At 37.3% G+C, this 20,133-nt stretch carries 20 protein-coding genes and 4 tRNA genes; 21 read left to right on the forward strand and 3 right to left on the reverse strand.

Going from position 1 to position 20,133, the window contains the following annotated elements:
* The first annotated feature begins 3 nt into the window (after window positions 1-3).
* From EK17_RS06635 to EK17_RS06735, 21 genes are all read left to right on the forward strand, one after another.
* Window positions 4-447 carry a YMGG-like glycine zipper-containing protein gene (locus tag EK17_RS06635; RefSeq protein ID WP_051904489.1) on the forward strand — a complete coding sequence of 148 codons (444 nt, stop codon included), beginning with the start codon at window positions 4-6 and terminating at the stop codon, window positions 445-447.
* A 9-nt stretch (window positions 448-456) separates the two neighbouring features.
* Window positions 457-861 carry a methylmalonyl-CoA epimerase gene (gene mce, locus EK17_RS06640; protein WP_035588892.1) on the forward strand — a complete coding sequence of 135 codons (405 nt, stop codon included), beginning with the start codon at window positions 457-459 and terminating at the stop codon, window positions 859-861.
* 2 nt (window positions 862-863) lie between these two features.
* On the forward strand, window positions 864-2,204 hold the full coding sequence (locus EK17_RS06645) for an FAD-dependent oxidoreductase (RefSeq protein ID WP_035588894.1): 1,341 nt from the start codon (window positions 864-866) through the stop codon (window positions 2,202-2,204).
* Window positions 2,205-2,206: 2 nt separating this feature from the next.
* On the forward strand, window positions 2,207-3,574 hold the full coding sequence (thrC, locus tag EK17_RS06650; protein ID WP_035588898.1) for a threonine synthase: 1,368 nt from the start codon (window positions 2,207-2,209) through the stop codon (window positions 3,572-3,574).
* Between the two features lie 60 nt (window positions 3,575-3,634).
* Window positions 3,635-3,710, forward strand: a tRNA-Lys gene (locus EK17_RS06655).
* 10 nt (window positions 3,711-3,720) lie between these two features.
* Window positions 3,721-3,797, forward strand: a tRNA-Glu gene (locus EK17_RS06660).
* A 22-nt stretch (window positions 3,798-3,819) separates the two neighbouring features.
* Complete coding sequence (locus EK17_RS06665) at window positions 3,820-4,095, forward strand: HU family DNA-binding protein (RefSeq protein ID WP_035588900.1); 276 nt, start codon at window positions 3,820-3,822, stop codon at window positions 4,093-4,095.
* A gap of 11 nt (window positions 4,096-4,106) precedes the next feature.
* Window positions 4,107-4,182, forward strand: a tRNA-Val gene (locus EK17_RS06670).
* A gap of 12 nt (window positions 4,183-4,194) precedes the next feature.
* Window positions 4,195-4,271 (forward strand) — tRNA-Asp (locus EK17_RS06675).
* A 16-nt stretch (window positions 4,272-4,287) separates the two neighbouring features.
* Window positions 4,288-5,079: a competence/damage-inducible protein A gene (locus EK17_RS06680; protein WP_035588904.1), complete on the forward strand. Its 792-nt coding sequence runs from the start codon at window positions 4,288-4,290 to the stop codon at window positions 5,077-5,079.
* A gap of 96 nt (window positions 5,080-5,175) precedes the next feature.
* On the forward strand, window positions 5,176-6,462 hold the full coding sequence (thiC, locus tag EK17_RS06685; protein WP_035588906.1) for a phosphomethylpyrimidine synthase ThiC: 1,287 nt from the start codon (window positions 5,176-5,178) through the stop codon (window positions 6,460-6,462).
* Window positions 6,459-7,445: a biotin--[acetyl-CoA-carboxylase] ligase gene (locus EK17_RS06690; protein WP_035588909.1), complete on the forward strand. Its 987-nt coding sequence runs from the start codon at window positions 6,459-6,461 to the stop codon at window positions 7,443-7,445. Before thiC ends, EK17_RS06690 begins: the two co-directional genes overlap by 4 nt.
* Window positions 7,429-8,376 carry a GGDEF domain-containing protein gene (locus EK17_RS09085; protein ID WP_051904490.1) on the forward strand — a complete coding sequence of 316 codons (948 nt, stop codon included), beginning with the start codon at window positions 7,429-7,431 and terminating at the stop codon, window positions 8,374-8,376. Before EK17_RS06690 ends, EK17_RS09085 begins: the two co-directional genes overlap by 17 nt.
* 8 nt (window positions 8,377-8,384) lie before the next feature.
* Window positions 8,385-9,476, forward strand: a complete 1,092-nt coding sequence (gene hisC, locus EK17_RS06700; RefSeq protein WP_035588912.1) for a histidinol-phosphate transaminase — start codon at window positions 8,385-8,387, stop codon at window positions 9,474-9,476.
* Window positions 9,469-10,299, forward strand: a complete 831-nt coding sequence (locus EK17_RS06705) for a prephenate dehydrogenase (protein ID WP_035588915.1) — start codon at window positions 9,469-9,471, stop codon at window positions 10,297-10,299. The genes hisC and EK17_RS06705 overlap by 8 nt, the downstream gene beginning before the upstream one ends.
* The gene (cmk, locus tag EK17_RS06710; RefSeq protein ID WP_035588918.1) at window positions 10,289-10,933 is read left to right on the forward strand and encodes a (d)CMP kinase; all 645 of its coding nucleotides are present in this window, start codon (window positions 10,289-10,291) and stop codon (window positions 10,931-10,933) included. Before EK17_RS06705 ends, cmk begins: the two co-directional genes overlap by 11 nt.
* Window positions 10,914-11,744 carry a 4-hydroxy-3-methylbut-2-enyl diphosphate reductase gene (locus EK17_RS06715; protein ID WP_035588921.1) on the forward strand — a complete coding sequence of 277 codons (831 nt, stop codon included), beginning with the start codon at window positions 10,914-10,916 and terminating at the stop codon, window positions 11,742-11,744. Before cmk ends, EK17_RS06715 begins: the two co-directional genes overlap by 20 nt.
* Complete coding sequence (locus tag EK17_RS06720; protein WP_051904491.1) at window positions 11,737-12,531, forward strand: inositol monophosphatase family protein; 795 nt, start codon at window positions 11,737-11,739, stop codon at window positions 12,529-12,531. Before EK17_RS06715 ends, EK17_RS06720 begins: the two co-directional genes overlap by 8 nt.
* Window positions 12,528-13,376 (forward strand): metal ABC transporter substrate-binding protein, encoded by an 849-nt coding sequence (locus EK17_RS06725; RefSeq protein ID WP_035588923.1) that lies wholly within the window; start codon window positions 12,528-12,530, stop codon window positions 13,374-13,376. The genes EK17_RS06720 and EK17_RS06725 overlap by 4 nt, the downstream gene beginning before the upstream one ends.
* On the forward strand, window positions 13,369-14,139 hold the full coding sequence (locus tag EK17_RS06730) for a metal ABC transporter ATP-binding protein (protein WP_051904492.1): 771 nt from the start codon (window positions 13,369-13,371) through the stop codon (window positions 14,137-14,139). The genes EK17_RS06725 and EK17_RS06730 overlap by 8 nt, the downstream gene beginning before the upstream one ends.
* The gene (locus tag EK17_RS06735; RefSeq protein WP_051904493.1) at window positions 14,132-14,914 is read left to right on the forward strand and encodes a metal ABC transporter permease; all 783 of its coding nucleotides are present in this window, start codon (window positions 14,132-14,134) and stop codon (window positions 14,912-14,914) included. Before EK17_RS06730 ends, EK17_RS06735 begins: the two co-directional genes overlap by 8 nt.
* Here the strand turns inward: EK17_RS06735 and trxB are convergent.
* The 3 genes from trxB to EK17_RS06750 form a co-directional block, all read right to left on the reverse strand.
* Window positions 14,911-15,828: a thioredoxin-disulfide reductase gene (gene trxB / locus EK17_RS06740; protein ID WP_035588927.1), complete on the reverse strand. Its 918-nt coding sequence runs from the start codon at window positions 15,826-15,828 to the stop codon at window positions 14,911-14,913. The genes EK17_RS06735 and trxB overlap by 4 nt on opposite strands.
* Window positions 15,829-15,915: 87 nt before the next feature.
* Window positions 15,916-19,137 carry an efflux RND transporter permease subunit gene (locus EK17_RS06745; protein WP_035588929.1) on the reverse strand — a complete coding sequence of 1,074 codons (3,222 nt, stop codon included), beginning with the start codon at window positions 19,135-19,137 and terminating at the stop codon, window positions 15,916-15,918.
* Window positions 19,134-20,111, reverse strand: a complete 978-nt coding sequence (locus EK17_RS06750) for an efflux RND transporter periplasmic adaptor subunit (RefSeq protein ID WP_035588930.1) — start codon at window positions 20,109-20,111, stop codon at window positions 19,134-19,136. Before EK17_RS06750 ends, EK17_RS06745 begins: the two co-directional genes overlap by 4 nt.
* Window positions 20,112-20,133: the final 22 nt, after the last annotated feature.

The raw sequence follows: 20,133 nt of genomic DNA on the forward strand, positions 1-20,133 counted from the left end.
GTGATGAGGCTAAAATCACTGTTTGTTATGCTTGTTTTGGCTGTATTTTTAGGGTTTTCTATTTCATCCTGCACAACAGAGAGCGAAAATGTAGCCTTAGGAACGGCAATAGGAGCAGGTATTGGTGCAGTAACGACCAAAAATAAGTGGAAGGGTGTGGTGATTGGGGGTATTTTGGGTGCTGTAGCAGGTGAGGCAATGTATCAGATTCAGCAAAGAGCCATTAATGAGGCCATAAGGAATCAAAAACCTGTTGCATATCAAAGACAAACGGCCAATGGTGGATGGGAAAGGGTAGAGGCTCAGCCTATGGGTGAGCCTGTTGTTAATCCCAACCAGCATACAAAATGCCAGAAGGTTCACATAAGAGAGTGGCGCAACGGCAGGATTATAAAGGATGAAGTAAAAGAGGTATGCAGGGGCTATAAAGAAACAAATACCTATTGAGGTGAAGAGATGTTTAAAAAGATTGATCATATAGGTGTTGCTGTTAAAGATCTTGATGAGGCGGTTAGACTTTATAGGGATGTGTTTGGTTTAAAGCTTCTGGAGATTGAAGAGGTTGAGTCTCAAAAGGTAAAAGTGGCTAAATTTGATATAGGTGGAGTGCATATAGAGCTACTGCAACCTACAGCAGATGATAGCCCTATAAAAAAATTTATCGATAAAAAGGGTGAGGGTTTGCATCATATAGCCTATGAGGTTGATGATATTGAAGAGCAATTAAGCCAGCTAAAACAAAAGGGCGTTAAATTGATTAATGAAAGACCAACAGAAGGCTCATCCAATACACTTATAGCTTTTTTGCATCCAAAGTCATCCATAATTTTAACAGAACTTGTTTTTAAAGGAGAAAAATAGAAATGGAAAAACCGCTTAAGGTTGTTGTTATTGGTGGTGATGCTGCAGGTATGAGTGCGGCAAGTCAGGTTAAAAGAAGGATTAAGTCAGCTGAGGTTATTGTGCTTGAAAAGGGTGTTGATGTTTCATACGGCGCATGCGGTATGCCTTATAATATTGGTTTTAAGGGTGATATAGATGCACTTGTTGTTCTGACGGCTGAGGATTTTAAGAAAAAAAGGGGTATCGATGTAAGGCTGTTGAATGAAGCTATAGGCTTAGATGAAAAGAATAAGAAGGTTCTGGTAAAAAACCATTCAAGCAACAGGGAGTATGAGATTTCATTTGATAAGCTGTTTATAGGCAGTGGTGCAAGAAGTGCTCTACCCCCGATTGAAGGTGTGGAAAATGAGGGCGTTTTTACATTAAAAGTTTTAGACGATGCAAGAAAGATAAAGGATTTTATTGATAAAAAAGGCCCAAAAAAAGCAGTGCTTATAGGAGCCGGTTTTATCAACCTTGAACTTGCAGAAAACATGAAGCGTCTGGGCATGGATGTTGTTATTTTGGAGAAATTGGATGATCTTTTGCTCAATATGGAGGAAGAGGTTAGGGATGCGGTAAAAGAAGAGCTTAAAAACAACGGTGTTGAGATCTATTTTGGAGTTGATATAGACTCAATAGAAGAAGGTCTTGTTGTAAAGACAAACAAAGGCGATTTTGAAGCTGATTTTGTGAATGTATCTGTGGGTGTAAAACCCAATACAGAGTTTTTAGAGGGAACCTCCATACAGCTAAATAAAGGTGCTATAGTTGTTGATAGGTATTTCAAAACCACTGCTAATGATATCTATGCAGGTGGGGATTGCGCTTTAATTTACCACAGGCTTTTAAATCGCAATGTATATATGCCGCTTGGTACAAATGCGAATAAAGCTGGCAGAATTGGCGGGGCAAATATTGCAGGTGCAGAAAAGCAGTTTGCAGGTATTGTGGGTACAATAATTTTTAAGGTATTTGAAAAGGGCGTGGCTAAAACAGGGCTATCTTTGGAAGAGGCAATAAAAGAGGGCTACGATGCTTTCAAAACCGTCATAACAGCTCCAACAACGGCTCACGGTTATGTGCATCAGGGTAAAGTAAGTGTGATTTTGATAGCAGAAATAGCTACTGGAAAACTACTTGGCAGTCAGATTTTTGGCGATTTTGAAGGTGTGTGGCGTGTGGATGTTATGGCAGCTGCCCTTTATTCAAATCTAACAATAAAAGATATACAGGGTCTTGATTTAGCTTATTCTCCACCATTTGCTCCTGTCTGGGATCCCATAATTGTTGCTGCAAATCAGGCTATCAAGCAGGTGTAGCTATGGCTGTTTTGTATAAAAGCACAAGGGGAGGTGTTAAAGGGCTTGGTTTTAGTGATGCCGTTTTAATGGGATTGGCAAGCGATGGCGGTTTGATAATTCCTGAAAAAATCCCTTTAGTTGATCTTGATAGACTTAAAGGTTTGAGTTATGAGCAGTTAGCAGAGGAGATTTTTTCGTTATTTATAGACGATATAGACAGAGAAGATTTAAGATTGATTGTTCAAAGAAGCTACTCTACTTTTGATGATAAACGGATCGTGCCTGTTGTTAAAAAAGATGGTGTGTTTATAGCAGAGCTGTTTCATGGCCCCACATTTGCCTTCAAAGATATAGCATTGCAGTTTCTTGGCAATCTTTTTGAGTATATTTTAACAAAACGGGCAACATATATTAATGTGCTTGGCGCAACAAGTGGTGATACAGGCTCTGCTGCAATATACGGTTTAAGGGGAAAAGAAAATATCAATATTTTTATTCTGCACCCCTACAAAAAGGTTAGCCCCATTCAGGAGCTTCAGATGACCACAGTGCAGGATAGCAATGTGTTTAATATTGCCATAAAAGGCACCTTTGATGATTGTCAGGCGATCGTAAAGTCTATCTTCAACGATCTTGCATTTAAAGAGAAGTTTCACCTGGCTGCTGTGAATTCGATTAACTGGGCACGGGTTCTTGCGCAGATTGTGTATTACTTTTATGCCTATTTTCAAAGCAGCGTGAATAGACTTTACTTCAGTGTTCCCACAGGTAATTTTGGCAATATTTTTGCTGGTTTTGTTGCAAAGAAGATGGGGCTACCTGTAGATAAACTCATTCTTGCTACAAACTCAAACGACATTCTTTATCGTTTTATCAATTTTGGTGATTATTCAATCTCAGATGTTAAAAAAACCTACTCACCTTCAATGGATATTCAGATTGCAAGTAATTTTGAGCGATACCTTTACTACCTGTTTGGTGAGGATAGTTCTACTACAAAATCGAAAATGGAGCAGTTTGCAAAGAATAAGAAACTGCAGTTTAATAGGGATGAGCTTGAAGCTGTGAGGGAGGATTTTGTTTCCTTCAGATGTTCTGAGGATGACACGCTCAAAACAATAAAAAGATTTTACGATGAGACGGGTTATATCATCGATCCCCACACAGCAGCCGGTGTTTATGCAGCCTGGCAGGCGGGTTTTGATGATGTGATATGTCTTGCTACGGCTCATCCTGCTAAATTTCCCGATGCTATAAGACTTGCCACAGGCAGAGAGCCCGATGAACCAGAAGCTATAGCCGAACTAAAAGGTAAAGAAAAGAGGCTTGAGGTACTTGACAACGATGTAGAATTGGTTAAAGATTTTATTGCAAAAAAGTTGGGGTGAAGTTAAAAAAAGTGTTGACATGAGCGCCCCAAATGTGTATTATCTCAATCGCTTGCGAGTGGGTCGTTAGCTCAGTCGGTAGAGCAGTAGCCTTTTAAGCTATTGGCCGCAGGTTCGATTCCTGCACGACCCACCATTTTTTGAACGTCCCCATCGTCTAGTAGGCCAAGGACATCGCCCTTTCACGGCGAAAACGTGGGTTCAAATCCCGCTGGGGACGCCATTTTAAAAATGGAGGTATTTTTATGACAAAGGCTGAGCTAATAGAGAAGGTTGCTGCCAAGGTGGGAGCCACGAAAAGTCAGACAAAAAAGATTATTGATGCTACTATTGAAACGATTATGGATGCCGTTGCAGAGGGAGAAAAGGTTGGTTTTGCTGGTTTCGGCACATTCTATGTGAGCAAGAGAAGTGCAAGAATGGGTAGGAACCCAAGGACTGGTGAGCAGCTGAAGATCGAAGCTTTCAATTTGCCAAGCTTTAAGTGCGGCAGGATTTTTAAAGAGAAGGTCAACAAGTAGGTTGACCTAAAGGGCGCATAGCTCAGCTGGAAGAGCACCTGCCTTACAAGCAGGGGGTCGTAGGTTCAAGTCCTGCTGCGCCCACCATTAAAACCTTGCGGAGCCGTAGTTCAGATGGTTAGAACGCTGGCCTGTCACGCCAGAGGTCGCGAGTTCAAGTCTCGTCGGCTCCGCCATTTTTATTTTTAACCCATGAGAACAAGTGCCATAATCATAATAGGAAAAGAGATAATTACAGGTCAAACGCAGGATGGAAATTCATTTTTTATTGCCTCTCATCTGACTCAATGGGGTATTAATAACAAATACATAGCAGCTGTTGATGATAACGGTAAAGAGATAGTAGATGTTTTTAGATACTATCTTGATAAGGTTGATATTGTCATCGTATCTGGTGGTCTTGGTCCAACATTTGATGATATGACTATGGAAGCTGTAGCTGTTGCGTTAAATAGACGACTGTATCTTGACAACGAAGCTTTTGAGCATATCAAAAATTTTTATGAAAAACTCTACAAAGAGGGCAAGATCGAGTCTGATGAAATGAACGAGAAACGGATGAAAATGGCTTATCTTATTGAAGACTGCAAACCGTTAAAAAACAGCGTTGGTGCAGCCTGGGGTGCTTATATAAACATGAATAATAAACATGTGTTTGTTTTGCCTGGTCTTCCAAAAGAGATGAAAGCTATGTTTTTGAATGAAGTTGAGCCTATTTTGAAGCCCCTGGGTGAAGAATTAGGGGTTGTTAAAGTTTATGAGTTTGACATAAATGATGAATCTGTGTTGGGTGGGTATATTGATGAGGTGATGAAAAAATACGATGTTTATATCAAATCGCTTCCTGTGGGTTTTGATTCTAAAACTATGAAGGTAAGATTCACTGCCTACAATAAAGATATTAACGAAGGTTTAAAAATTATTGAACAGGCAAAAGTATATCTTGATAAACTTTTGAATTCAAAAAAACACTCTTTAAATTAAAAATTAGGTTATCTCATACTCTATAGTTAACAATACGGTTGATTATTCTATAGGGTTGTTGTATATTTTGTTAGCAATTTGAAAGGAGTGAAAGGTATGACGCAAATAGAAGCTGCAAGAAAAGGGATAGTTACACCTGAAATAAAGCAGGTGGCACAAAAAGAGCAAAGAAGCGTTGAATATATAATGGAAGGCTTGAAAAACGGTACGATTGTTATACCCAAAAACAAGAATCACGATATCGATGCTGTTGGTATAGGCAAGGGCTTAAGAACCAAGGTTAATGCAAATATAGGCACATCATCCGATATTGCCGAGCTTGACAATGAATTGAAAAAGCTTGATGCGGCAGTAGAAGCAAAAGCCGATTCTGTTATGGATCTATCAACCGGTGGTGACCTTGACTATATAAGGCGTGAAATCTTAAAACGCTCCCCTATTGTTGTGGGTAATGTGCCTATTTATCAGGCAGCTGTGGAGGTTGCTCAGAAAAAGGGTTCGATCGCTTTTATGACTGAGGATGATATTTTTAGTACGATAGAAAAACAGGCCAAGGATGGCATAGATTATATGACTCTGCACTGCGGTGTCACACTTGAGACGCTTGAGAGGCTTATAAAGCAGGGCAGGGTTGAGGATATCGTATCAAGGGGTGGTAGCTTTCTGTCCGTGTGGATGCTTTACAATAAAAAACAGAATCCGTTGTTTGAAAAGTTTGACAGGATCCTTGAAATAGCAAAAGAATACGATGTTACACTCTCTTTAGGTGATGGTTTTAGGCCGGGTGCAATTGCCGATGCAACAGATAGAGCTCAGATTCATGAGCTTATTTTGCTTGGTGAGTTGCATAAAAGAGCACTGGAGGCGGGTGTTCAGTCTATGATAGAAGGCCCTGGTCATGTGCCGATAGATCAGGTCATTATGAATGCTCAGATAGAAAAAAGTGTATGCGATGGTGCACCGTTTTATGTTTTAGGTCCTGTTGTTACAGATATCGCACCTGGTTATGACCATATCACAAGTGCTATAGGTGGAGCTTTGATGGCTGCATACGGTGCTGATTTTCTCTGCTATGTTACAAAAGCAGAACATGTGAGATTGCCTACACCTGAGGATGTGAGAGAAGGTGTTATTGTTACAAGAATTGCAGCTCATGCTGCAGACATTGCTAAACAGATTCCAGGAGCAAAACAATGGGATTTAGAAATGAGCAGAGCGCGGAAGGCCCTTAACTGGGAAAGGATGATAGAATTGTCGATTGATCCTGAGTATGTGAGAGAGCTGAGGAGTTCTTCTTTGCCAAAAGAGGATGATGTATGCACGATGTGTGGAAAATTCTGTGCAATAAAACTTTTAAATAAAGCGTTGAGGAATCAAGAATGAATGAAGTAATTTTAGATGAGCTATATAAGAATCTGGGCAAGTATGTAACAAGCGAGCGGATGTGTAAAAAATTAGGAATCAGCCGTATTGCTGTATGGAATAGAATCAAGAATCTTCAAAAATTAGGATATAAGATTGAGGGCAAGCGTAGTGTGGGCTATATGCTTAAAGAGGAAGCAAAGGATATTTTAATACCATACGAAATCAGAAGAAGACTTAACACAAAGATCTTTGGCAGTAGGGTTGAGTATTTCAGGCTAACTTCCTCTACTATGGATGAGGCTGAATATCTACTTGAGAAAGAGGATGATTTAAACGGGGCGTTGATTATAGCAGAAGAGCAGACATCAGGCAGGGGTAGACAGAAAAGAAAATGGCTCTCCCCTAAAGGCTTAAATATCTATGCATCTTTGATTTATTCTCCTGAAAACTGGGATACATCAATGGCTATACCTTTTATGTTTGCTTTATCTATTGCGGTAAGGGAGGCAATTGTTGATTTTGGCATAGATGAGGCAAAAATCAAATGGCCCAACGATGTAATGGTGGGCAATAAGAAAATTGCAGGTGTACTTGTTGAAGCCAAAAGTGAATCGGGCATATTGAAATATTTGATTGGCGGTTTCGGTATAAATGTAAATATGGAAGAAGTTCCTGAAGAGATTAAAGATACGGCAACAAGTATGTTTATTGAAGCCTCACACAAGATTGATAGGGCAACACTACTTGCAAATATTCTCTTCTACCTTGAGAATCTGCTTGATATAATGAATAAAAAGGGAAAGGATGAGATATTTAAACTCTGGAGAGGTATGAACAATACGATAGGCAGAAGGGTTGATATTATCAGTGGAGAAGATAGAATTGGAGGAGTGGCAAAGGATATAGATAGGGATGGGTTTTTAGTAGTTGAAACAGAGTCTGGACCAAGAAAGGTCATAACAGCCGAAAGTGTGAGGTTTGTCGATGGACATGAAGAATGAATCTGAAAAACTTGCAGCAATTATTAAAGAAGCACTGTATCGTGCAACAAAAAGGGATATAGCCCTTACGCCTTTCAACTATTACAAAATTTTTACAGAGGTTGCTTTAGAGTATGGTTTAAATGATGCTGAACTTCACAGGTTGCTTTATGGTGGTAGCGATATATCCACCGATGAGCTTGAGGATTTAAAGAAGCGCGTATTGGATATAGCTACCAATATTAAAGATGTTGCTGTGAACATAGAAAAAACGATTGATGATAAAACACAGGAGTACGACTCAACACTTCAAACCATTTCTACAGCTGAACAAAACCTTGATGAGACAATAATTGAAGAGTTAGAAAGGATAAAATATATAAATACCTCTTTGAAATCTGAGCTTGAAGCTGCAAGGAGAATTTTGGAAAAACAGAGAAAATCGATTGAAAGTATAAAGGAGCTATCCTATAAAGACCATCTAACAGGTTTGTATTTAAGACGTTATATGAATGAAGTACTCTCCTCGTTGGTTTATAACTTCAACCGCTATAAGAAGATCTTTAGCATTATTATGCTTGATCTTGATGATTTTAAACAGATCAACGATACCTACGGTCATCTTGCAGGCGATGAGGTGCTTAAAGTAGTGGGTTCGGTTTTAAAGAGGATTACCCGCAGAAGCGATATTCCTGTTAGGTATGGTGGCGATGAATTTATAGTGATTTTGCCAGAAACCGATATTGAAAAAGCAAAAATCGTTGCCGAAAAGATTAGAAGCAAGATTGCATCCATAACATTTAAAAAGGGTAGTGTTGAATTTAAATGCTCTGTAAGTGTGGGTGTGACAGAGGTTAAAGAAGGGGATACGGTTGAAAGTATACTTGAGCGGGTTGATGAGGCACTTTATAAAACAAAGAAGACAAAAAAAGGTGAGATCACTGTTCTTTAGGAGGATTGATGAGGGTTGCAGAGTATATAGAAAAGCTAAAACCTTATGAGGGTGGCAAACCAATAGATGAACTAAAAAGACAGTTGAATATAGAGGGTGAAATTATCAAACTTGCATCAAATGAAAATCCATTTGGCCCATCAGAAAAAGCCGTTGAGGCGATAAAAAAAACCGCAGCAGGTGTAAATTATTATCCTGATGGCGATAGCTATTATTTAAAGCATAAGCTTGCAGATAGACTTGGTGTAAACCCAGACAATATAATTTTTGGAAACGGCTCTGATGAACTTATAGAGCTTATCTATCGCACATTTGCAACATCTTATGATGATGAGATTGTTTACTGTTATCCAACCTTCGTTGAGTATAAAATTATCGGTTTATCCTTTGGCAAAAAGCTTGTTGAGTTGCCGCTTAAGGATTTTTCTTATGATATAGATGCTATACTTGAACATATTACAGACAGGACGCGATTGGTTTTTTTAAATACACCAAACAATCCAACAGGAACAAAGATAGATAGAAGTGATATTGAACGTGTTATTGATAAATGCAGTAATGATACGCTTGTTGTGATTGATGAGGCGTATTATGAATATGCGATTTTAGAAGATGACTATAGTGAGCTTCTTGATCTTTACAAAAAAGGCAATGTGATAATTTTAAGGACATTTTCCAAGGCATACGGTTTAGCTGGTTTACGCATTGGTTATGGTGTTGCACATCCTGAGATTATAAACTATCTAAACAGGGTAAGGCCGCCGTTTAATGTCAATATTGTAGCTCAAAATGCCGCACTGGCTGCTTTGGATGATATAGAACATGTTAAAAAAACCGTTCTGGATGCAAAAAAACAAAAAGAGTATCTTTATACTGAATTTGATAAAATCGGCATAAAATATGTTAAATCGTATGCAAATTTTGTTTTGTTTGATGTTGGACAAGATGCAGATGAGATCTACAGAAAGCTTCTTCAAAAAGGCATTATTGTAAGGTCTATGAGCGGATATGGACTGAAGAGCTTTCTAAGGGTCAGCGTGGGTTTAGATTATCAAAACAGGCGATTTATCGAGGCACTGAAAGATATCTTGAATGTTTAGATATGCTGGCATTGTTGGTGTTGGGCTGATAGGTGGTAGTTTAGCGCTTGATTTAAAAAAACATCGGTTGGCTGAATGTATCGTTGGTTTTGATAAATCCTCACAAAACCTCTCAAAGGCTATAGAGTTAAATATTATCGATAAGATAGGCAGTGAGGAAGATCTAAAAAGGTGTGATTTTGTTGTTGTAGCTACACCTGTTGATGTTGTTGCAGAGAATTTGTTATGGGTATTTGATCATGCAGATAAAGCAATAGTTATAGATGTTGGCAGTGTTAAAGGGGTTATTGTTGATAGAGTGAAGCCCTTTGTAAAGAATAATTTTTATGTGCCAACGCATCCGATTGCAGGCACAGAGCGTTTTGGCCCTCAAGCTGCATTTGAAGGTTTATTTAAAGATGCCTATTTTATTATAACACCCTATGAGGGAATGGATAAAAAGGCTATAGAAACAGTAAAAATTTTGGCAGGAAGACTGGGGATGAAGGTTGAGTTTATGGATGCCCATCTGCATGATATTGTTTTTGGGTATGTGAGCCATCTGCCGCATGCCATTGCCTATGCGCTTGTCGATTTAGTTTCAAAAAAGGATAATAACTACACATTTATAGGTGGCGGTTTTAAGGATTATACCCGTATTGCAGCCTCATCTGAGGATATGTGGTCTGCAATTTTTAGTATGAATAAAGATAATTTAAAAAAGGCTGTTGAGGAATTTAAGCATCATTTAAATAAAATTGTAGAGCTTACTGAAAAACCCGATGAGCTAAAACAACACCTAAAACAGGTAAGGCTTTTTAAGGAGAATTACCTTGAAAAATAGATTTATTGTCACAATAGATGGTCCAGCTGGCAGCGGCAAATCGACTATAGCTGAGCTTTTGAGAAAAAGGGATGGTTTTATACACATAAACAGCGGTTTGTTTTACAGGGCAATTGGCTACCTGTTGGGTGATGATGTGAATGAAAGCTCGCTTAGCAGTTTAAGTTTTTCTTTTAAGTTCGACAGTGATATCCTGATAGTTCATAACAATGAGATACTCAATGATAAACTAAATAATGAACAGGTGGGCATAGCTGCTTCAAGGGTTGCAAAAAAAGGGTTTGTTAGGGATTTTGTAAATAATCTTATAAGAGGTATGGCAAAAAAGGGAAAGTTTGTTATAGATGGCAGGGATTGTGGAAGTGTAATTTTTCCCTCTGCCGATGTAAAGATATTTCTTGAGGCATCAGTAAATGAGCGTGCAAGAAGGAGAGCCCTTCAAACAAATGAAAATTTTGAGGATGTTGTTAAAAAAATAAAAGAGAGGGATGAACAGGATAGAAATAGAAAGATTGCGCCATTGATTGTGCCTGAGGGCGCCGTTGTTATAAATACAGATAAACTGGGCATTGAAGGTGTTTATTTAGAAGTAAAAAAGGAGATTGAAAGGGTCTATGAAAATAGAGATTTCTGAATATGCAGGTTTTTGTTACGGTGTGATGAGGGCTATTAGAATCGCAGACGATGCACTTTTAAAACATAAAAAAATCTACTCATTGGGTCCCATCATTCACAATCCGCAGGTTGTTGCCGAATATGAAAAAAAAGGGATGAAGGTTATTGAAAAATTGGAGGATGCAGAAGGCCCCGTGCTTATACGCTCTCACGGTGCTCCTCCTTCTGTTTATAAAAGAATAAAAGAGATGGGGCTTGAGTATATCGATGCCACCTGTCCATTTGTAAAGGAAGCTCAAAGATTTGCAGAAAATCTCTACAAAGAAGGTTATAAAGTTGTGGTATTTGGGGATGAAAAACATCCCGAGGTGAAGGCTCATCTGGGCTATACAGACTATACGGCGGCTGTTATATGCACTCCTATGCAGGCAAAGGATATAAAGGCAAGCAGGGTAGGGGTCGTGTGTCAAACAACGCAGTCTGTTGAGATGTTTGGAAAAACCATAGGTGAGCTTGCAAAACGAATAAGGGAACTTAAGGTTTACAACACGATCTGTGATGCGACAGAAAAAAGGCAAAAAGCAGCAGAGGAGCTTGCAAAAAGAAGCGATGTGATGATTATTATAGGTGGTAAAAATTCAGCAAACACAAGAAAACTTTACGAAATCAGCAGCCATTATACGCAGGCATACCATATAGAAACAGAGGATGAGTTGAAGCCCGAATGGTTTGAAAACAGGGAGTTGATAGGTATAACGGCAGGTGCTTCAACGCCAACATATATCATACAGAGGGTTTATAATAGAATCATGGAAATGGTGAATGGATAGATTTGTTGATTTATTTAAAAAAATAGGCAGAAGGGTTTATAACTCCATTTCTCAGATTGCAGGCTCAAAAGAGGCAAAAAGGATCACAGGCAGGGGAGAGTTTGGTGATAATACTGTTTTTATAGATAAATTAGCAGAGGATATACTGATTGAGGAGCTTGAAAAAGAACTTATAAAATGTTCTATTTTAACAGAGGAGAAAGGCTGGGTCGATCTTGGTGTAAAATATCCTTTAATTATAGTTGATCCCATCGATGGAAGCCTCAATGCAAAGCGCTATATTCCTTACTATTCAATATCTCTGGCTGTTGCTACTGAAGAAAAAATTACAGACCTTGCATGTGGTTATGTTTTAAATCTTTCAAATAGGGATGAATTTTACGCCATCTCAAACAAGGGTGCCTTTTTGAATGATAACAGGTTTTATCCTCAAGTTAAGGATGTTAAGGTTGTGGCTGTTGAGGGTTTAAAACCTCAAACAGACAGCAGGATAGTAAAAAACATATTTAAATATTTTTACAGAGTAAGACAGAGTGGCTCAACAGCCCTTGATTTGTGTTATACTGCCTTTGGTGCATACGATGGCTTTATCCATCTTGATAAATCCCGCATTATAGATTATGCGGCAGGTTATGTGATTTTGAAAGAAGTTGGCGGAAACTTATACGACTTTGATGGCAAACCTTTTATGGCAGATGTTTCTGTAGCAAAAGCAGGTGAATTTGTGGGAGTTGTTGATAAATCGTTGCTTGATAAACTGCTTGTATTCTTGGGAGCAGAAGAATGAGAAAAATTATTTTCATAATAATGTTTTTGTTCATATTTATTGTTCAGGCTCAAGCAAAGATAAGGATAACAACAAGCCTGTTTATACTATCTGATATCGTTAAACAGATCGGAGGAGATAGAGTTGAGGTTTCTTATATGATTCCACCCTCTGCCAACCCTCATATATTTTCTCCAACACCCAAAAGCGTATTTGAATTTCAAAACGCAGATTTGTTTATTGGCGTGGGATATGGTTTTGAGTTCTGGTTTGATAGGCTTGCGTATTTAAGAAAAGGCAAAGAAAATCTTTTTTTAAGCGACTTTTATAAACATCCCATACAGCCAAAAAATGTTGATGGAAAAATTGTTGCAAATCCACATATCTGGCTTGATTTAGATTTTATTAAAAATATTGCAATAGACAACTTAACTAATAGGTTATGCCTTATGGATAAAAAAGATTGCCGTTATTTTAGAAAAAACAAAAAAAAATTCATTGAAAAACTTTCAAAGATTAATGCACAGATTAACATATCTAAAGATACCTGCATTGTGGATTTAAAGCCCGCCTTTGAATATCTTTTAAGATCCATGGGCTTAAAAAGCTGCTGTGTTGTACTTAAAAAAGGCAATAGAATACCCACAGTTGGCGACTTAAAAAGGGTGTTTTTGAATTGCAAGTGCAAAAAAGGATTAATTCTGTATATAGATAGCATTCAATTTGCACGATTTCTACATGAAAGATTGCATTATAAACTGGTAAGATTAAATCCCTTGGGTGATCCCACAAATAAAAAACTCAATAGCTACGAAAAGCTTGTAGAGTGGAATATTAAGCAGCTAAAAGATGCCCTGCATGATTGAGTTTAAAAATTTAACATATACGATATCCGGTAAGCAGATTTTAGATGATATTAATTTTACTATAGAAAAGGGGAGTTTTGTTGCCATTGTTGGACCAAACGGTGCTGGTAAAACGACATTGATTAAGATTTTGCTTGGTTTGCTAAAACCTACAGAAGGGTTTGTTAAGATTGATGGTAAAACACCTCAGGAATATATCAGAGAAAATAGGATTGGCTATCTGCCCCAAAAGGCGATAGTAAACTGGAATATGCCACTTAAGGTTATAGATGTTGTTTTGATTGAGAATCTAAAACCGTTTGGATTATTCAAAAGATATACAAAAGAGGAGATTGAAAAGGTTAGAGAGCTTTTAGAGCTTTTTGGTATAGCAGGAAGGATTAATTCATACATAAAGGAGTTATCTGGTGGCGGGCAGCAGAGGGTTTCGCTGGCACGCTGTCTTTTTCACAATCCATCACTGCTGGTTTTAGATGAGCCCAATACAGCTGTGGATGCTGTTTATACAACGAGGATTTATGAGATTTTGAAGGATTTGAAGGAGAAAAAGGGTGTAACAGTTGTGATGGTGACGCATGATATCGGTGCTATTAGTGGATATGTGGATGAGATTATGTGTTTGAATGTTAAACTACACTGCCATGGTTCGCCAACGACAATCGATTATGAGCAGATGATAAAGAGTGTTTATGGTGAAAATGTTAATATAATTATTCACTCTGAAGAATGTAAAAACTGCAGGCTTGGAGGGCATCGTGGTTGAGCTGCTTGTAAGGGCCTGTTTAATTGGTGTTTTACTTGCCATACCCCTTGCTTTCATGTCCTATTTTGTTGTTATGAGGAAAATGACATTTGCCGGTGTTGGAATTGCGCATTCGGCTTTTGGTGGTATAGCGTTGAACTTTTTGCTGGGTTTGAGTAGCTTTGTTTTTCCTGTTTTGTTCTGTCTTTTGGCGTCGCTTTTTATAGGTTTTATGTATAAAAGGGGAGGGTTCAGCGAGGATAGTGTAATCGATGTAGTTTTTGTTTTTTCCATGGCATTTGGAGTTTTTGTTTTGAGTTTGTCTGAAGGTTACTCTGCCAACATAATGGGAATCCTCTTTGGCGATATACTGTCTGTTGCAAACTCAGATTTATTACTTGTGGCATCGGTTTTTCTTTTAGGGATGCTGTTTGTATCATATTTTTTCTCCCAGCTTCAAATTATAACCTACAACGAGGAGCTTGCAAGGATTAACGGTGTGAAAGTTGACTTTCTTTACTATCTTTTCTGGGCTGTTTTGTCGATTCTTATAGTCTTTTCTATAAAGTTAATTGGTATTATTTTAGTAAATGCGTTTCTTGTTTTGCCGACCTTAACCGGTTTGAATATCTCAAGGGGATATAGAGGCGTTATAGTTGTTGGTGTTTTAGTATCTGTTGTGAGTATTATAGCGGGCGTGCTGATTTCCTATCTGCTCAACACACCCGCTGGTGCCACTATTGTTTTGTTGTTTGTTGTGTTGTGGCTCATTAGTTTTGCTTTTAGAAAGGCTTAGCACTGCATTTCAATGTATTTTTGGGCACAGGATGCAGCTATTGCTCCATCTGCAGCAGCTGTTAAAACCTGTCTTAGAGGCGTTACACGGATATCGCCAGCAGCAAAAATACCTGCAACATTTGTTTCCATTCTTTCGTTGGTTATAATGTAGCCTTCTTCGTCAAGCTTAATGATGTCGCTTACAAGTTCTGTGTTTGGCGTTAATCCAACATATATAAATACGCCATCTACCTCAAGCCTGCTTAGCTTATGTGTCTGGGTATTTTCGATCAATACACCGTTTACAAATTTATCACCCTGAATCTCTTTTACGACATGGTTGAATATGATTTCTATTTTTTTGTTAGCAAACGCTCTATCCTGCAGAATCTTTACAGCCCTTAACTGATCCCTTCTGTGAATAATGTAAACCTTTGAGGCTAAATTTGCCAGATATAACGCCTCTTCTATTGCTGAATCTCCGCCTCCAACAACAGCCACAGGTTTTCCTCTAAAAAAGGCTCCGTCGCATGTTGCACAGTAGGATACTCCCTTGCCTGTAAATTTCTTTTCTCCTGGGCAATTCAGTCTATTGGGCGATGCTCCTGCAGCGATAATAATTGTTTTTGTGGAAAGCTTTGTGCCGCTTGAAAGTATTACATTCTTTGTCTTGCCTTCATCCTCGATGCTTTTTACGCCGTCGTAGTTCATTTCTACGCCAAACTTTTCAGCCTGCTTTATAAAGCTATCCATTAAGTCCATTCCACTAATGCCCTTTGGAAAACCGGGATAATTTTCAACCTCATAAGACATTACTATCTGGCCACCGTAGACCTTTTCCTCGCAAATTAGCGTTTTTAGTCCACCTCTTGCAGCATATATACCGGCTGTAAGGCCTGCAGGTCCACCACCTATAATTATGACATCGTACATTCATAACCTCCTTTTAGCCGTTCCTTTCAAGTCTGGTTAATAATAGGTATCGTTTTATTGTTTGTCAAGGCGAGTATATTACAAAAGTTATTTATATACTATCTTTCTAAAAGAGTAATACAGCAGAGGTATTAAAATTAGAGAGAGCATGGTTGAGGCAAGCGTGCCAAATATGAGAGATAAAGCCAGACCACCAAAGATTGGATCGCTTATCATAACAGAAGATCCAAATATAATAGCTAAAGCGGTGAGTAGAATGGGTCTAAAGCGTACAGCTCCAGATTCAATAATTGCATAGGTTAATGCATATCCTTTTGATGTATAATCCCTTATAAAGTCTATAAGCAACAGTGAGTTTCTAATAACTATACCTGCAAGCGCAATAACGCCTATCATTGATGTTGCTGTAAATGGTTGTTTGAATAACCAGTGACCGGGGAAGATGCCTATTATTGTTAATGGAATTGGTCCCATCACAATGATGGGGATAAAGAACGATTTATAGTATCCAACAAGCAGAAAGTAAATAAATATTAAAGCTGCAATAAATGCAAAACCAAGATCCCTGAATACATCAAGTGTTAATCTCATATCTCCGCCCCATCTAAGTGTGTATGAATTTATATCTTTTGGTATTGATTTAAACAGACCAAGATTTGATGTTTCTATCTTCACTTCGTTTGGCAGGGTTTTATTGTCAAGGAGTTTATTTAAATATAAAACAGCATAAACTGGGCTTGATTTTAACATATCGCCCATTACATAAACGACTCTGTGCTGATCGCGGGAATAAATTGGCTGACTTTGTTCAGATTTTACTACATCTACAAGCTCGCGCAGAGGAATTTGTTTTCCCTGTGGATTTTCTATGTAAAGATTTAAAATATCGTTTATGGAGCTTCTAAATGTTTTTGGTAGTCTAAGGATTATGTAGATTGGCTCTGATGAGTTTGGTTGATAAAGCCATCCAGCCTGTTTACCATTTAGTAGACCATGAAGTAGGTTGGCTATAGAATAAGGGGTGATGCCGCTTAAAATAGCCTTTAGATATTTCACCTTAAGTACAATTTTTTGTTGAGGTTTGTACACAGATGTATCTATATTGGTTATACCGTAGACATGTTTGAAATATCTTTTTATTATAAATGCTGTTTGTTTTAGCGTTGAATAGTTGGGTCCGTAAAGTTGAGCAAGTACATTAGCTCTCGTTGGTGGTCCAGGAGGAGCCTCTATAATTTTTATAACGGCATCAGGATGCTGTTTTCTAAGTTGCTGAAGAGCCTTGTTTAAGGCTATAATGATTTTGTGTGTTTTGGGTCTGTTTTCTTTGACGATATTTACCCTTATTTGAGCTTTGTTTGGCATATTTGAGGCAAGAAAACTTCTCATTAATAGTCCAAAATCCAGCGGAGCCATACATCCAGTATAAATTTGATAGTTAATTACATAAGGATTATCTCCAATTAATTTTGCCACATCTTCTGCAACAGACTGAGTTTTTTCAAGTGGTGTATTAAGGGGTAATTTTACCTCAACAAGAAATGTATTTACATTACTATTGGGAAGCATTTTAAAACTTACCCCGAATGGACTTAAAGGGCCGTTTATTCCCTGAGGTCTGATAAATTGCCAAAGCGGTATCATAACAGAAAGTATCAAAGCGATTAAAACCACTACATAAACAGTTCCTCTTAGAAATTTTTTTCTCATTAAAGGTATCAGTGTTTTTCTGTATATTTTTTGTAAGATGCTTTTTGTTTCCCTTTCTTTTTCTTTTTTATGTTTGTAAATGATTCTTGCTAAAAATGGTATCAGCGCATATGCCAGTATCAGAGAAGCCACCATAGCAATGGGCACATTTATAGGTATTGGACGCATGAAAGGCCCCATCATGCCACCTACAAATGCCATAGGTATAAAAGCTATAATAACTGCTACAGTGGCAATATTTGTTGGATTACCTATTTCATTTGTTGCAAAAATTATTTTTTCTTTCAAGCTTTCATCTTTGTTGTGGAGATGTCTATGAATGTTTTCTATGACTACGATGCCGCTATCCACAAGCAAGCCTAACGATAAAATCAGGGCAAAAAGTGTTATTCTATTTATTGTTTCGCCAATAAAGAAGCCAATTATGATTGTTAAAAGCAAGACCAAAGGAACCATAATTGCAACAGATAATGCTTCTTTCCATCCAAGGAAGAAAAGCAATATTACTCCAACAGCAAGTATAGCAACAAGCAGATGCTCTATAAGCTCATTTACCGCTCTATTGGCTTTTTCTGCATAGTTTCTCATTATGGTTAAATTTATACCTTCGGGAAGCATGGTTTGCTTGAGATACTTAATTTGTTTCAATACTCGCTCAGCTACAAATACAGCATTTGTTCCCCTCTTTTTTGCAATTGTTATGGTTACAGCATTCATAGGATCGTTTATGTTTTTTTCTTTTGAGGCTTTTCCAAAAGCAAAGAGATTAGAATAATTTACATCGTTTGCATTGGTTTTTATGGTAGCTATATTCCTTAAAAATATAGGGGTTTTATCATTTATGCCAACGATAACATTTTCCAAATCCCTCTTTGTTTTTAATAGATTTTCTACATAAATTTCCTTTGTTTGGTTGTTTTGGGTAATTTTACCTGCTTTAATAAATATACCTGTAGCTTTGAGATAATTGACTATCCTGTTTATGCTTAGGTTATAAGATGCAATTTTTTGTGGATTTAGGTAAACTTCTATTGTTTCTGGAGGTCCACCAATAATAGTTGTGGTGCCAACGCCTTTTATTCCTCTTATTTGATTTAGTAATTTATTTGCAACCGATCTTAACTGATACGGTGCAAGTTTTTTTGAGCTTAAAGCAATTGTTATTATTGGAATATCTTCAACGCCTATAGATTTTATTATAGGCTGGTATGTTCCTGTAGGCATTTTATCGTAGTTTCTCATTATGCGGTTGTATAGTCGAATCATTGATATATCTTGATTCTCTCCAACTTTAAATTGAACAGTTGTAACAGCCATTGAATCGATTGCATAGCTAAAAACATGGTCAACACCGTTAATTCCCTCTACTATACCCTCTAATGGTTTTACTATCTGATTTTCCATCTCTAATGCCGAAGTGTTTGGTCGAATGATTATGATATTTGCTGCAGGAACTCTAATTTCTGGGTTGTACATTCTTGGCATTATTAGAACTGTTGCAAGACCTGCAAATAGTATTGTTATCACTATAAGAATTGTTAATTTTGAGTTATAGAAGTAATTTGCTAATTTTCCTGCTATATTTAGCTGATTTTTCATTGTTCTTGAGAAATTGGTGAGTTGTTTATCAAGGTGTAGGGTGGATTGATAATAATTTTTTCACCGTCGTTTAGTCCAGATAACGCTTCTATTTTGTTATTGTATATTTTTCCGAAACTTACCTTTCTAAAATAGGCTTTATCATGTTTTACAACAAAAACCCCATTGATGGAGCCCCGCTGTGTTTTTGCTTCTAACGGTATTAGTATGCACTGTTTTTTATTGAGTTTGATCTTGAGTGTACAAAATTGACCTGGATAGATGCTGTTTGTATATTGAGGCTTTATTTTAATTTTATGAGAATGGGTTATCGGATTTTCTTCTATATCTATATATCTTACTGTTCCATTAAGGGTTTTGTTGTTAATGTTTATTTCTATTTTTTGGTTTAGTTTTATTTTGTTAAAAATTGAATCGGGTATTGATGCCAGAATCAAATAGTTATTTGTCTGTATTAATTCTAAAACAGGTTGTGATGCAACAGCCAAATCTCCATCTGTTAGGAATCTTTTCACCACTATGCCATTACATGGTGCTTTTATTATTGTATATTTCAATAGATTAAGAGTTTTTTTGTATTGAGCTTTTGCTTGTAAAAACATGCTTTTTGTCTCAATAAATTTATCTTTTGATATTACCTTCTGCTTGTATAGTTTTTTCATTCTGTTAAATATAAATTTTGCATGGTTGAGGTTTGCTTTGGCCTGCTTTATTGTTTGGTATGTTTGTACTGGATCTATGATAAATAATATTTGACCCTTTTTTACCTTTTCACCTATATCTACATGTAAGTTTTTGATATATCCTGTAAGTTTGGATGATATATATACTGTATGCTGAGATATGACGGTTGCAGGAATTTGTGCATAGTTATAACATTTGGAAACATGAATTGTCTTTAGTGAATACGCAAAAGAATAATTGGCAAAAAGTAAAATATATAGGTAAACGCAACCATAAACTAATCTTCTCATAGTAGAAAATCGCTATCATAAA

It is taken from the genome of Hippea jasoniae (genome assembly GCF_000744435.1).
GTDB lineage: Bacteria > Campylobacterota_A > Desulfurellia > Desulfurellales > Hippeaceae > Hippea > Hippea jasoniae.